The sequence below is a fragment of the Ramlibacter sp. genome (genome assembly GCF_035706265.1).
Classification (GTDB): domain Bacteria; phylum Pseudomonadota; class Gammaproteobacteria; order Burkholderiales; family Burkholderiaceae_C; genus Ramlibacter.
The window spans coordinates 1-12,387 of sequence record NZ_DASSVG010000094.1 but is presented as its reverse complement, the minus strand read 5'-3'; the positions used below and the strand labels follow the sequence as shown (position 1 = coordinate 12,387).

At 69.8% G+C, this 12,387-nt stretch carries 14 protein-coding genes; 9 read left to right on the top strand and 5 right to left on the bottom strand.

Translation table 11 applies throughout. The features are described 5' to 3' along the window. The first annotated feature begins 30 nt into the window (after nt 1-30). From VFM98_RS03675 to VFM98_RS03665, 3 genes are read left to right on the top strand one after another with little or no spacing between them, the layout of a single operon-like run. Nucleotides 31-726, top strand: a complete 696-nt coding sequence (locus VFM98_RS03675; protein WP_325108549.1) for a DUF2848 domain-containing protein — start codon at nt 31-33, stop codon at nt 724-726. 34 nt (nt 727-760) lie between these two features. Then, the gene (locus VFM98_RS03670; protein WP_325108548.1) at nt 761-1,147 is read left to right on the top strand and encodes a cupin domain-containing protein; all 387 of its coding nucleotides are present in this window, start codon (nt 761-763) and stop codon (nt 1,145-1,147) included. Beyond that, nucleotides 1,144-2,496 (top strand): amidase, encoded by a 1,353-nt coding sequence (locus VFM98_RS03665; RefSeq protein ID WP_325108547.1) that lies wholly within the window; start codon nt 1,144-1,146, stop codon nt 2,494-2,496. Before VFM98_RS03670 ends, VFM98_RS03665 begins: the two co-directional genes overlap by 4 nt. A 66-nt stretch (nt 2,497-2,562) precedes the next feature. On the opposite strand, the gene VFM98_RS03660 is transcribed toward VFM98_RS03665, so the two are convergent. Then, nucleotides 2,563-3,789: an IscS subfamily cysteine desulfurase gene (locus VFM98_RS03660; protein ID WP_325108546.1), complete on the bottom strand. Its 1,227-nt coding sequence runs from the start codon at nt 3,787-3,789 to the stop codon at nt 2,563-2,565. 145 nt (nt 3,790-3,934) lie between these two features. Here VFM98_RS03660 and VFM98_RS03655 point away from each other — a divergent pair, with 145 nt between their 5' ends. Genes VFM98_RS03655 through VFM98_RS03640 form a run of 4 tightly spaced genes read left to right on the top strand, consistent with a single transcriptional unit; the run spans nt 3,935 to nt 7,822 of the window. After that, on the top strand, nt 3,935-4,708 hold the full coding sequence (locus VFM98_RS03655; RefSeq protein ID WP_325108545.1) for a GntR family transcriptional regulator: 774 nt from the start codon (nt 3,935-3,937) through the stop codon (nt 4,706-4,708). After that, entirely contained in the window at nt 4,705-5,871 is a 1,167-nt protein-coding gene (locus tag VFM98_RS03650) for a mandelate racemase/muconate lactonizing enzyme family protein (RefSeq protein ID WP_325108544.1), read from the top strand. The genes VFM98_RS03655 and VFM98_RS03650 overlap by 4 nt, the downstream gene beginning before the upstream one ends. A 14-nt stretch (nt 5,872-5,885) precedes the next feature. Next, the gene (locus VFM98_RS03645; RefSeq protein ID WP_325108543.1) at nt 5,886-6,818 is read left to right on the top strand and encodes a hydroxyacid dehydrogenase; all 933 of its coding nucleotides are present in this window, start codon (nt 5,886-5,888) and stop codon (nt 6,816-6,818) included. 38 nt (nt 6,819-6,856) lie between these two features. Next, complete coding sequence (locus tag VFM98_RS03640) at nt 6,857-7,822, top strand: tripartite tricarboxylate transporter substrate binding protein (RefSeq protein WP_325108541.1); 966 nt, start codon at nt 6,857-6,859, stop codon at nt 7,820-7,822. Between the two features lie 110 nt (nt 7,823-7,932). Here the strand turns inward: VFM98_RS03640 and VFM98_RS03635 are convergent, their stop codons facing one another. From VFM98_RS03635 to VFM98_RS03620, 4 genes are read right to left on the bottom strand one after another with little or no spacing between them, the layout of a single operon-like run. Continuing rightward, nucleotides 7,933-8,934 (bottom strand): FAD-binding oxidoreductase, encoded by a 1,002-nt coding sequence (locus VFM98_RS03635; RefSeq protein ID WP_325108540.1) that lies wholly within the window; start codon nt 8,932-8,934, stop codon nt 7,933-7,935. Nucleotides 8,935-8,961: 27 nt separating this feature from the next. Further along, nucleotides 8,962-9,900, bottom strand: coding sequence for a PdxA family dehydrogenase (locus tag VFM98_RS03630; RefSeq protein WP_325108539.1), 939 nt, complete (start codon nt 9,898-9,900; stop codon nt 8,962-8,964). 1 nt (nt 9,901) lies between these two features. Further along, complete coding sequence (locus VFM98_RS03625; protein WP_325108538.1) at nt 9,902-10,366, bottom strand: aromatic-ring-hydroxylating dioxygenase subunit beta; 465 nt, start codon at nt 10,364-10,366, stop codon at nt 9,902-9,904. A 1-nt stretch (nt 10,367) separates the two neighbouring features. Next, nucleotides 10,368-11,600 (bottom strand): aromatic ring-hydroxylating dioxygenase subunit alpha, encoded by a 1,233-nt coding sequence (locus tag VFM98_RS03620; protein WP_325108537.1) that lies wholly within the window; start codon nt 11,598-11,600, stop codon nt 10,368-10,370. An 87-nt stretch (nt 11,601-11,687) separates the two neighbouring features. On the opposite strand from VFM98_RS03620, the gene VFM98_RS03615 reads away from it, so the two are divergent. Next, on the top strand, nt 11,688-11,888 hold the full coding sequence (locus VFM98_RS03615) for a helix-turn-helix domain-containing protein (RefSeq protein ID WP_325108536.1): 201 nt from the start codon (nt 11,688-11,690) through the stop codon (nt 11,886-11,888). 87 nt (nt 11,889-11,975) lie between these two features. Continuing rightward, the coding region (locus VFM98_RS03610) for an IclR family transcriptional regulator domain-containing protein (RefSeq protein WP_325108535.1) at nt 11,976-12,387 on the top strand (412 nt) is incomplete at its 3' end.

Here is a 12,387-nt window from a genome sequence, read left to right as displayed (position 1 = left end):
CGCGGCCGCCTTCGCACCAACACCATCCCCATGTCAGAACAAGTCCTCTCCCTCGAATTCGTCACGCGCACGGGCACGCAGGCGCGCCAGGCCACGGTGCGCCAGCTGGTCGTCGCCGGCTGGACCGGCCGTGACCGCGCTGCGATGGAAAAACACATCGTCGAACTGGAGGCGCTGGGCGTGCGCCGCCCCGCCTCCACGCCGGTCTACTACCGTGTCGCCACCTCGCGCCTGACGCTGGCTCCTTCCATCCAGGTGAGCGGCGGCGAATCGAGCGGCGAAGTGGAATTCGTGCTGGCGCAGTTCGACGGCCGCCTCTGGGTGGGTCTCGGCTCGGACCACACCGACCGCAAGGTGGAAACGATCGGCGTCACCATCTCCAAGCAGCTGTGCGAGAAGCCGATCGGCGCCAGGTTCTGGGCGTTCGACGAGGTCGCCGCGCACTGGGACCAGTTGGTGCTGCGCGCGTTCATCGTCGAAGGCGGCAAGCGCACGCTGTACCAGGAAGGACCCGTGACCACGATGCAGGACCCGCGGGACCTGCTCGCGGCGTGGACCGGCGGCGAGCCGGTGCTGGCCGAAGGCACCCTGATGTTCTGCGGTACGCTCGCGGCCAAGGGCGGCATCCGTCCGGCCTGGCGCTTCGAGATGGAGCTGCACGACCCGGTGCTGCAGCGCACGCTGGCGCACGCCTACGACATCGAGACCCTTCCCATCGCCGGCTGAGCGACGCGGCCCTTCCCCCTGATCGGACGACAACATGGCAGTCAACAAGCAGCACAAGGAATTCCACACCATCGACATGCAGGGTGGCTGGCAGAAGCCGCCCGGCTACGCGCCGGAACTGAACGTCTACGAGAAGATCCTCTCCGGCGGCCTGGACACGAAGAACAAGCGCGGCTCGCAGACGCGGCTGCTGAAGTTCGCGCCCGGCGTGTACACCACCGAGCCTTTCGTCCACGACTACTGGGAAGAGGTGTACCTCGTCTCCGGCGACCTGACGGTGGGCAACGACAAGAACGGCCAGGGCGGCACGCCCTTCCCGCCCAACACGTATGCCTGCCGTCCGCCGGGCGCCTGGCACGGCCCCTTCAAGTCCGAAGGCGGCTGCGTGCTGCTCGAGATCCACTACTACGACCCCGCGTGATCGCCCCGATCGCTGAACTGGCGCGCGGCCTGCGGGCCGGCACGCTCACCAGCCGCGCGCTGGTGGAGCAGTGCCTGCACCGCGCGCAGGACCCGGCCGGCGAGGGCCGCCGGACCTTCCTGCGCGTCGACGCGGAGAATGCGCGGCGCGCCGCCGATGCGGTGGATGCCGCGCGCAAGGCCGGCCGCGAGCACCGGCCCTGGGCCGGGATTCCGGTGTCGGTGAAGGACCTGTTCGACATCGCCGGGCAGGTGACCACCTCCGGTTCGGCGGTGCTGAAGGACGCGGCGCCGGCGCAGCGGGATGCCGCAGCCGTCGCGCGCCTGAAGGCCGCCGGCTTCGTGGTGGTGGGCCGCACCAACATGACCGAGTTCGCCTACTCGGGCCTGGGGCTGAACCCGCACTACGGCACGCCGGCCAACACGTTCGAGCGCGCACTGCGGCGCATCCCCGGCGGCTCCTCGTCGGGTGCGGCCATTTTCGTCACCGACGGCATGGCGGCCGGCGCCCTGGGCACCGACACGGGCGGCTCCTGCCGCATCCCGGCGGCGCTCAATGGCATCGCCGGCTTCAAGCCGACGGCGGCCAGCGTGCCGATGGAGGGCGCGTTCCCGCTCTCTTCCAGCCTGGACAGCGTCGGCCCGCTCGCGGCCACCGCCCGCTGCTGCGCGATCCTGCACTCGGTGCTGGCGGATGCGCCCGCGGCCGCGGATGCGCAGCTGGGCCTCGCCGGGCTGCACCTTGCCGTGCCACAAACGGTGGTGCTCGACGGGCTGGATGCGCACGTCGCCGCTGCGTTCTCGTCCGCCCTGGCGCGCCTGTCCGGCGCGGGCGTGTGCATCTCCGAACTCGCCCTGAGGCAGTTCGGCGAACTCGCGGGCGCCAATGTCAAGGGCGGCCTGGTCGCCGCCGAAGCCTTCGCGGCCCACCACGAACGCATGGCGCAGCGCGGCGCGGAATACGATCCGCGCGTGAAGGTGCGCATCGAGAAGGGCGCGACGCAGACGGTGGAGGACTACGCGCAGCTGCAGGCCTTCCGCCGCCAGTGGATCCGCTCCGTGACGGCGGAGATGGAAGACGTCGACCTGTTGGTGTGCCCCACGGTGCCCACGATCGCGCCGGCGATCTCGGCACTGGAGCACGACGACGAGTACGGCCGCGTCAACCTCGCGATGCTGCGCAACCCCACGTTCGCGAACTTCCTGGATGGCTGCGCGATCTCCATCCCTTGCCATGAAGCAGGCACCGCTCCCGTCGGCCTGATGCTGATCGGCCGCCACGGCGACGACGCGCGCGTGCTGGCGGCGGGGCAGGCGATCGAGGCGCTGCTGGCGCCCCGGCGCGCCTGACCGGCAGCTCGCGCTAGCAAGCCGGGTGCCGGCCCTTCCCGCCGCGGCGGGAAGGGCGGCGAGCGCTCAGTGCGCCGCCCACTGGATCTTCGACAGGTCGATTCCTTCCTGGTGCATCTCCCACAGCGGGCTCAGCTCGCGCAGCTTGCCGACCTTCGCCTTCAGCAGGTCGACCACGAAGTCGACTTCCTGTTCGTTGGAGAAGCGGCCGAGCGTGAAGCGGATCGAGCTGTGGGCCAGTTCGTCGCTGCGCCCGAGCGCCAGCAGCACGAACGAGGGCTCCAGCGAAGCGGAGGTGCAGGCGGAGCCGGAAGACACGGCCACGTCCTTGATCCCCATCATCAGCGACTCGCCTTCGACGAAGCTGAAGCTGACGTTCAGGTTGTGCGGCACGCGGTGCTCCAGCGAGCCGTTCACCTGGATCTCGGGGATCTCGCGCAGGCCGGCGAGCAGGCGATCGCGCAGTGCGCCGACGCGCGCGCTCTCCTCGGCCATCTCCAGCTTCGCGATGCGGAAGGCCTCGCCCATGCCCACGATCTGGTGGGTGGGCAGCGTGCCGGACCGCATGCCGCGCTCGTGGCCGCCGCCGTGGATCTGCGCGTTGATCCGCACCCGGGGCTTGCGCCGCACGTACAGCGCACCGATGCCCTTGGGGCCATAGACCTTGTGCGAAGTCACCGTCAGCAGGTCCACCGAGAGCTGCTGCACGTCGATCGGGATCTTGCCGGCGGCCTGCACCGCGTCGCAGTGGTACAGCACGCCGCGCTCGCGGCAGGCGCGGCCGATGGCCGCCACGTCGTTGACGACGCCGATCTCGTTGTTCACCATCATGATCGACACCAGCACGGGGTCCGGCCGGATGGCGTCGATCACGCGCTGCACCGGCACGCGGCCGTCGGCGTCGACGTCGAGCCAGGTGGCGGTGAAGCCTTCGCGTTCCAGTTCACGCACGGTCTCGAGCACCGCCTTGTGCTCGGTCTTCTGCGTGATGATGTGCTTGCCCTTGGTGGCGTAGAACTGGGCGGCCCCCTTGATGGCGAGGTTGTTGCCCTCCGTGGCCCCCGACGTCCAGACGATCTCGCGCGGGTCGGCGTTGAGCAGGGCGGCCACGTGCTCGCGCGCTTCTTCCACCGCCTCTTCCGCTTCCCACCCGTAGGCGTGGCTGCGCGAAGCGGGATTGCCGAACTTCTCGAACAGGAAGGGCATCATCGCCTGCGCGACGCGGGGGTCGACGGGCGTGGTGGCGCCGTAGTCCATGTAGACGGGGCGCTGCAGGTTTTGGGGTTCGGTCATAGCGCGAACATGCTAGGGACGGGGCCCGGCCGTCGCAATTGCTTTTTGCTCAAGACGTCTTGCGTTTCGGGAAGTTCGCGCACCCGTGCGGCCTGACCGTACGTTTCCCTTGCCGGGACAGCAAAGTGCTTGATATCATTACTTTGTGACCAACCAAGCTTCGGTGTTCCAGAAAAGCCGGGTGCCCCTGTACCTCCAGGTGGCCCACCTGATGCGCCAGAAGATCGAGCGCCAGGACTGGCCGGTGGACGCGCAGATCCCGACGCTCAACGCGCTGGAGCGGGAGTTCCAGGTCTCCAGGATCACGCTGCGCGAGTCGCTCGCCCGCCTGGAAGAAGAGGGCCTGATCCGCCGTACCCGCGGGCGCGGCACCTTCGTCACCAAGGACCTGTCGCAGCAGCGCTGGTTCAAGCTCGCGACCAGCTTCGACGAGCTGGTGCGCACCGTGTCGGAACTGAAGATCCGGCTGATCGCGATCGACGAGGACGACCATCCGCTGGTGCCGCATTTCGACGCCGGCGAGGTGGTCGGCCCCTATCGCAGGCTGCGCCGCGTGCACTACCGCGACGACAGGCCGTACTGCCTGATCGAGATCTACCTGGCGCAGGACGTGTTCGCGCTCGATCCGGAGGGCTTCAGCAGCGCGCCCGTGATCCCGAAGCTGGCGGCACTGCCCCGGATGCCCATCGCGGCCGCACGCCAGATCATGCGCGTCACCGTCTCCGACGAGGAAACGGCAGCGCACCTGGACATCGGCGTGGCCGACCCGATCGTCGACGTGTGCCGTTCGCTGCAGGACGCACGAGGGCGCATCGTCTACTACGCGCACATCCAGTATCCCGCCCACATGATCCAGGTGGAACTGGACCTGTTCGCCGGACAACATCAACCCAGCCCAGCTCTCCGCAAGAAACGATGACCGACCTTCCGGGCCACGTGCCCAGCCTTCCCTCGCCCTTGAGGCTCGCCAAGCTGCAAGCCTTCGTGTTCCGGGTGCCCATCGACGAGCCCGTCCAGACCTCCTTCGGCATCATGCACGACCGGCCGGCGGTGCTGGTCCGGGCCGAGGACAGCGATGGCGCCGTGGGCTGGGGCGAGATCTGGTGCAACTTCCCCAGCGTGGGCGCGGAGCACCGCGCCCGCCTGCTCGAATCCGCCGTCGCGCCGATCTTCCTGGAGCGTGCATGGGATTCGCCGGCGGACGCGTTCCGCGAGGCGACCCGCCGCCTCCACATCCTGGGCATCCAGTGCGGCGAGCCCGGCACGGTGGCGCAGGCCATCGCGGGGGCCGACATGGCGCTGTGGGACCTGGTCGGCCGGCGGCAGGGCCAGCCGCTCTGGCGCCTGTTCGGCGGCACCGACACGATCGCCACCTATGCCTCGGGACTCAGCCCGACGCGGCCGGAAAAGCTCGCCGCCGCCAAGCGGGACGAAGGCTTCCGCGCCTTCAAGCTCAAGGTGGGCTTCGGCGTCGAGCGCGACCTCGCCAACCTGCGCACCTTGCGCGAACTCCTCGGTCCCGATGCGCCGCTGATGGTCGATGCCAACCAGGCCTGGAGCCTGGAGGAGGCGATCGAGATGAGCCGCCGCAGCGCGGAGTTCGGGTTGCAGTGGCTGGAGGAGCCGCTGGCTGCGGACCGGCCGTGGTCCGAGTGGGTGCGCCTCGCTGCCGAATCGCCGCTGCCGCTCGCGGCCGGCGAGAACATGCGCGGCGCCAACGAATTCGCCGCGGCGCTGGCCAGCAATGCCTTCGCCGTGGTGCAGCCGGACCTGGGCAAGTGGGGCGGCTTCAGCGGCTGCCTGCCCGTGGCGCGCGACGTGCTGGCGGCGGGCCGCATGTTCTGCCCGCACTGGCTGGGCGGCGGCATCGGCCTGGTTGCCTCCATGCACCTGAAGGCGGCCGTCGGCGGTGCCGGTTACGTGGAGGTGGATTCCAACCCGAATCCGCTGCGCGAGCTGCTCGCCACGCCGTACCCGCAGGTGGTCGATGGCATGGTCACGCTGCCGGACGCGCCGGGCCTCGGTGTCGCTCCCGACCTGGAGGCGCTGCGCAAGTTCCGCGTGAGCCACCAGTGGCAATGACGGCGGGAGCGAGCATGTCCCGACGCATCGTCATCACCGAGTTCATGGACGAGGCCGCCGTCCAGACCCTGCGCGCAGAGTTCGCGGTCGTGTACGCCCCCGACCTGGTGGATCGGCCCGCCGATCTCGCCGAGGCGCTGCGCGACGCCGACGCCTTGATCGTGCGCAATCGCACGCAGGTCAATGAATCGCTGCTGACCGGCGCGAGCCGCCTGGTGGCGGTGGGACGGCTCGGCGTGGGCCTGGACAACATCGACCAGGCGTACTGCGCGAGCCGCAACATCGCCGTCGTTCCCGCCATCGGCGCCAATGCCGCGGCCGTCGCCGAGTACGTGGTCGGCCTGGCCATGGTCCTGCTGCGCGGATTCCTGTTCTCCTCCGCCGAAGTGGCCGCGGGCACATGGCCGCGGGCCCGCCTCGCCTCCGGACGCGAGGTCGCCGGCAAGGTGCTGGGCCTGGTGGGCTACGGCTCCGTGGGGCAGCGTGTCGGGCAACTGGCGCGCGCCGTCGGCGTGCGTGTTCTGGCCTATGACCCGATGCTGCCGACGGCGCACCCCGCCTGGCGCGATGCCACGCGCTGCGACGAGGTGGACGACCTGTTCCGCGCAGCCGACGTCGTGAGCCTGCACGTTCCGTATTCGGCACAGAACGCCGGCCTGGTGGACGAGCGGCGGCTGGGCCTGATGAAGCCGGGCGCCGTGCTGGTGAACACCGCGCGCGGTGGCATCGTCGACGAGGCCGCGCTGGCACGGGCGCTGCGCTCGGGGGCGCTCGCCGGTGCCGCGGTGGACGTGTTCGCGCACGAGCCGCTGCCGGCCGGATCCGCGCTGGCCGGCGTTCCCAACCTCTTCCTGACGCCGCACGTCGCGGGCGTCACGTACGAATCGAACGAGCGCGTATCGGCCCTGATCGCGCAGCGTATCGCCGAAATCCTCCGCCCGGCGTGAGCCGGCGGAAGGCCTTTTTCATTTTCCCAGGAGACAAGATGAAAGCATGGAAGTTGCTCGCGGCCGCCGTTGCCGTCCTCGGCTGCGTGGCCGGCGCGAGCGCGCAGGAGTGGCCGCAGAAGCCGGTGAAGATCGTGGTGCCCTACCCGGCGGGCGCCGGTGTCGATCCGGTGGCGCGCCTGGTGGGGCAGAAGCTGTCCGAGCGCTGGAAGCAGACCGTCATCGTGGACAACAAGCCGGGCGGCAGCGGCACCATCGGTGCGACGTACGTCGCGCGCGCGCCGGGCGACGGCCTGACCATCATGATGTCGGCGACGGCCGAAGTGGTGATCAACCAGTTCATCATGGACAAGATGCAGTACGACCCGGAGACCGACCTGGTGCCGGTCACGCTCGCAGTGCGGCTGCCCTTCATCCTGGTCACGCACCCGTCCAACCCGTATTCCAACATTGCCGAACTCGTCGCCTACGCGAAGAAGAACCCCGGCAAGGTGACCTATGCGTCCTCCGGTCCGGGGACGCCGCAGCACCTGGCGGCCGTCCTGCTGGAGCAGCTGAGCGGAACGCAGATGGTGCACGTGCCGTACAAGGGCATCGCCCCGTCGATCACCGACCTGCTGGCCAACCACGTCTCGATCGGCTTCGCCGGCCTTCCCGCGGGGCTGCCCCACGTGCAGAAGGGTTCGCTGAAGCCGCTGGCCGTTTCCTCCAAGGCTTCCTCGCCGGCCGCGCCCCAGGTGCCGCCGATCGCCGCCACGCCGGGGCTGGAGCAGTTCGAGCTGAACCAGTGGTTCGGCATCTGGGTTCCCAAGGGCACGCCGGAGCCCGTCGTCGCCCAGATCCAGCGCGACATCGCCGCGGTGCTGCAGATGCCGGACGTCAAGGAGACGCTCGAGAAGCAGGGCGCGCAGCCGAGCGGCATGCCGACGGCGGAGTTCGCGAAGTTCGTGCAGAGCGAGCGCAAGAAGTTCGCCGCGATCGTGAAGAGCGCCAAGCTCGATTGAGCCGGCACAGGCGCTCCGCTGGTTCGAGGGGACGCCTCGTGACTGCCGACGGTGCCGCGGGCGCAAAGCCCGCGGCGCGACCTCGTTGAATCGCCCCTGAGCGCTGGTGCTCAGACGACCACGGGCCCTGGAACGAACACGTCGCTGAAGAACTGCCCCTCGGCCAGGCCTTTCTCGCCCACGCACACCTTCTTCACGCCCGCCACCAGGGCCGGCGAGCCGCAGCAGTACACCTCGTGTCCTGCCAGCGAATCGAAGCGGCTGCGCACGGCTTCGTCCACGCGGCCGTGGAATCCCGCGAGCGCCTGCGCCTGCGCGGCGTCCTTCAGCACCGGCACGAACGCGAATCCGGGCAACTGCTTGAGCCACTTGTCGACGGCGGCCATCAGGTACAGGCTGTCGCGGTCGCGCCCGCCCCAGAGCAGCGTGACGGGGCGCTGCACCTTCTTCTTGACCATGTCGTCCAGCAGCGACTTGACAGGCGCGAAGCCCGTGCCGCCCGCCACGCAGAGCATCGGTGCGGGCCAGTCTTCCTGCAGTTCGAAGCTGCCGAACGGCAGCTCGATCTGCAGGCTGTCGCCGGGCTGCAGCCGCTGCACGATTGCCGTGAACTGCCCGCCCGGCACGTGCCGGATGTGCAGCTGGATCATGTCGCTCTCGTGCGGCGGATTCGCCATCGAATACGAGCGGCGGCTGCCATCGGGCAGCAGCACCTGCAGGTATTGGCCGGCACGGAATTTCGCGCGCTGTCCGGCGGGCATGCGCAATTGCAGCAGGCTCACGTCGGGCGCTGCGAGCGTGTTGCGGAACACCTTGACGGTGAAGGTCTTGCGCGCCGCCGGATCGATCCGGCGCCAGGATTGCGGCGCGATTTCGACGTCGCTGCCAGGCTGGCACTGGCAGTAGAGGTGCTCGCCGGGCGGCGTGGCTTCGCCGGGCGCCGGGCCGCGGACCTCGCCTGCGGTCACGCCGCCGGCGCAGTTGCCGCACACGCCCTTGCGGCAGGAGTAGGGCAGTTCGATGCCGGCCTTCAGCGCGGCGTCGAGGATGTTCTGTTGGGGCTCGCACGCGAAGCGCACGTCCGAGCCCGCAATGCGGATTTCGTAAGCCATGGGGCTGTCGTCCTTGGGGACTGCAAGTCAGGAAAGGCCCGCCACCAGGCGCAGGCTGCGCAGCAGCGCATCGGGCCGGGCCGTGCCGCGGCCGGCGATGTCCATCGCGCTGCCATGGCCGGTGCTGGCGAGGATCACGTCGGCGCCGATCGACAGGGCGCTCGCGGCCTGCGGCGCGAGCAGCTTCACCGGGATGTGGCCCTGGTCGTGCAGCATCGCCACGTAGAGGTCGTGCCGGCGGTCGGCGAGCAGCACGTCGGCGCCCTGCGGGCCCGACACGTCGATGCCGAGCTCCCGCAGCCGCCGCGCAGCCGGCTCCACGTGGCGCGCGTCCTCGGGGCCGAACAGACCGCCTTCGGAGGCGTGCGGATTGATCCCGAACAGGGCGACGCGCGGCTGCGCGAGGCCCATGGTGCGGCAGGCGCGTACGCCGGCCTGCGTCGCCGCGACGACCAGGTCGGGCGACATGCGGGCCAGCGCCGAGGCCACGCTTTCGTGCAGCGTGACGTGCACGATGCGCAGCCCGCCGCCCACCAGCATCAGGAACACGCTGTCGGGGGGCTGCTCGCAGGCACGGGCGAGCAGCGAGGGATAGCCGCTGAACGCAATGCCCGCCTTCGCGATCGCCGTCTCGTGGTGCGGCCCCGCCACCACCGCGTCGAACTCGCCGGACCGGCAGGCCTGGATGGCTGCCGTGGCGGCCGCGATGGTGCTGGCGCCGGCTTCCGCGCTGACCTCGCCCGGGCGGAAAGCGCCGGGTGCCAGCGTGCCGCACTCGCGGTGCGGGGTGGCCGAGAGCAGCTGCTCCAGGCCCAGCCGCTGCGCCGTCTGCGCCAGGACTTCGCCGGCACCGAAGACGGTGGCCTGGAGGCCGGATTCGCCCCGCAGCGCGTCCAGCGTCTTCAGGACGATTTCCGGCCCGATCCCGTTCGGGTCGCCGGTGGACAGCGCGATCCTGCGAACCATGTCAGAGCGGCAGCGCCAGCAGCGTGTCGGTCACGTTGCTGTCGCACACGGCCACGCGTTCGGCCAGCAGCAGGCGGCCCTCGACGCGCTCGAAGCGGTCGCGGTACTCGCCGGTGGCGAACAGCGCCGTCTCGCCGGTGTGCATGATCCGCGCCACCATGAAGGGCGTGCTGGCGACGGCGCCGTGCTCGTCGGCCGACGTGACGAAGGGCAGGCCCAGCAGGTGCCGGTAGCGGTGCCGCTCGTAGATGTTCGCCTCGCGCAGGGCCGCGACGCGATCCTCCAGCATGGCGCGCGAATCCGCGTACACGATGCCGGCCGGCAGGCCTTCGCGCGCGTTGTCGCTGTTGGTGATGCGGTAGCTGCACCGCTCGGTGAAGAAGGAGGGCCACTGTTCCAGCCGGTCGCTGTCGATGACCTGGGCGTAGGCCGCGTTGAAGGCGGCCAGGGCGAGCACGTCGACCATCTCAGATCTCCATGTGGCGGCGGTACGCCTTCCAGAAGCCGCGCACCGAGGTTTCGGTGGCGCGTCCGTCGCTGGACGCCACCGAGTCACCGCCCATCTCGACGATCGCCTCGAGGTCTTGCGCGCCGGCGATGCCGCGCTGCACGAAGCCGCCGACGGCGCCGTCTTCCATCGAGATGAAGCCGCCAGGGCCCACCAGGTTCAGCTGCTTGAGCCGCACGTTGCGCTGCTCCGGCGTGTCGTCGGCGAAGCCGAGGTAGGTCCAGTTCAGCTCGCTGCGCTCCACGCCCTTGGGCAGCAGCTGGCGCACGGCCAGGCAGTTCTGGATCTGCTGCAGCACGAAGCCGGGGAACACGCTCAGGATCTGCAGCACGATGCCGTCGCCGATCTCGTCGACGCTCTCGAGCATGGACAGGTCGCCGATCTGCAGCTCCTGGTTGTCGGAGCGGATTGCCTGCTGCTTGTAGGCGCCCTCGGCGCCGTCGATCACCCGGCTGTACGAGGCGCTGGCATGGTTGCCGCCGTCCTCGCTGATGATCACGCCGCCTTCCTGCGTCAGGCGGGTGATGCCGAAGGTGGTGAAGAAGGTGTGCAGCAGGCTCGCGTGGTAGGTGTCGCGGACGTTCTCGGTGTAGAGCTTCCAGTTGTTCGGCAGCGCCTGCGTGAAGCGGCCGATCACCTCGACCGGACGGCCCAGCACGCGCTCGAGCCGGCCCGTTACTTCCTCGCCCAGGTATTCCTCGATCGGCGGCACGTCGTCGTGCAGGCTACCGAAGACGAGCCCGCAGAAGGTGGTGGTGCGCAGCTTGCGCGGGCCGTGGTGCTCGCGGCAGAAGCTCTCGGGCATGCCGCCCTTGCCGTTGACGCCCTTGTCAAAGGCGATGCCGCGCAGGTTGCCCTGCAGGTCGTAGCGCCAGGCGTGGTAGACGCAGGTGTGTTCGGGCGCGTTGCCGAACTCGTCCAGGCAGATCAGCGCACCGCGGTGGGCGCAGCGGTTCTCGAAGGCGTAGACCTCGCCGTCGGTGTCGCGCGTCATCACCACCGGCATGCGGCCGACGAAGGTGGACTTGAAGTCGCCCGCGTTGGGCACTTCGGCTTCGAGGCCGAGGAAGTTCCAGACCGGGCCCTCGAAGATGCGGCGCTGCTCGGCTTCGAGCACGTCCTCGCGCTGGAAGACGCCATAGGGCACCCGGGTGTAGGTGCCCGGCTGCCACCGGATGGGGATCTCTTTCATCGGCGAATCCTTTATTTGTCTCGCTATACGATACGATTGTCTCGTTTGCCGAGAAATGATAGGATCTAGCCGTTCAGGCTGTCAACCATGACCGAGCAAATCCCTGCCGAGGAACCCAAGGCGCTGGCTGCATCCGTGCAGGCGGTGGGCGTCGCCTTCGCCGTGCTGGAGCAGCTGGCCAACAGCGACGTGCCCGTCGGCACCAGCGAGCTCGCGCGCCGGCTGCAGCAGACCAAGGCCCGCGTGCACCGCCACCTGGTCACGCTGCGCGAGCTCGGCTTCGTGTAGCAGGATCCGGCGAGCGACCGCTACCGGCTCGGCTGGAAGGCCTACCGCTTCGCGATCACCGTGGCCGAGAGCTTCGATCTGCGCAACATGGCCGAAACGCACCTGGCGCGCCTGCACGTGGACAGCGGACAGACCGTGGCGCTCGCGATCCAGGCCGGGGCGGCGGATGTGACGGTGATCGAGACGCTCACGCGCAACGACCAGGTGGCGCTCACGATCCGGCCGGGCTCGGTGATCCCGGCGGTGTCTTCCGCGCTCGGCCGCGCCATCCTCGCCTTCCAGCCGGCCGAGAAGCGCGCCGCCGCGCTCGCGGCACCGGCTCCGGGGCTGGCCGGCGAGGCGCCGCGCGACGTGGCGACGGTCGAGCGCATGCTCTCCACCGTGCGCGAGCGCTGGTACGAGGTCGCGGTCAACGAGCGCCTGCCGGGCGTGGCGGCGCTCGCTGCGCCCGTGTTCGACGACCGCGGCCAGCCGGTGGCGGCGGTGTCCGTGATCGGAC

Coding starts and splice junctions, on each gene's coding strand:
- VFM98_RS03645 (WP_325108543.1), top strand. CDS start 5,886: ATGTCCCGACGCATCGTCATCACCGAGTTCATGGACGAGGCCGCCGTC.
- VFM98_RS03670 (WP_325108548.1), top strand. CDS start 761: ATGGCAGTCAACAAGCAGCACAAGGAATTCCACACCATCGACATGCAG.
- VFM98_RS03625 (WP_325108538.1), bottom strand. CDS start 10,366: ATGGTCGACGTGCTCGCCCTGGCCGCCTTCAACGCGGCCTACGCCCAG.
- VFM98_RS03660 (WP_325108546.1), bottom strand. CDS start 3,789: ATGACCGAACCCCAAAACCTGCAGCGCCCCGTCTACATGGACTACGGC.
- VFM98_RS03650 (WP_325108544.1), top strand. CDS start 4,705: ATGACCGACCTTCCGGGCCACGTGCCCAGCCTTCCCTCGCCCTTGAGG.
- VFM98_RS03640 (WP_325108541.1), top strand. CDS start 6,857: ATGAAAGCATGGAAGTTGCTCGCGGCCGCCGTTGCCGTCCTCGGCTGC.
- VFM98_RS03615 (WP_325108536.1), top strand. CDS start 11,688: ATGACCGAGCAAATCCCTGCCGAGGAACCCAAGGCGCTGGCTGCATCC.
- VFM98_RS03630 (WP_325108539.1), bottom strand. CDS start 9,900: ATGGTTCGCAGGATCGCGCTGTCCACCGGCGACCCGAACGGGATCGGG.
- VFM98_RS03620 (WP_325108537.1), bottom strand. CDS start 11,600: ATGAAAGAGATCCCCATCCGGTGGCAGCCGGGCACCTACACCCGGGTG.
- VFM98_RS03675 (WP_325108549.1), top strand. CDS start 31: ATGTCAGAACAAGTCCTCTCCCTCGAATTCGTCACGCGCACGGGCACG.
- VFM98_RS03635 (WP_325108540.1), bottom strand. CDS start 8,934: ATGGCTTACGAAATCCGCATTGCGGGCTCGGACGTGCGCTTCGCGTGC.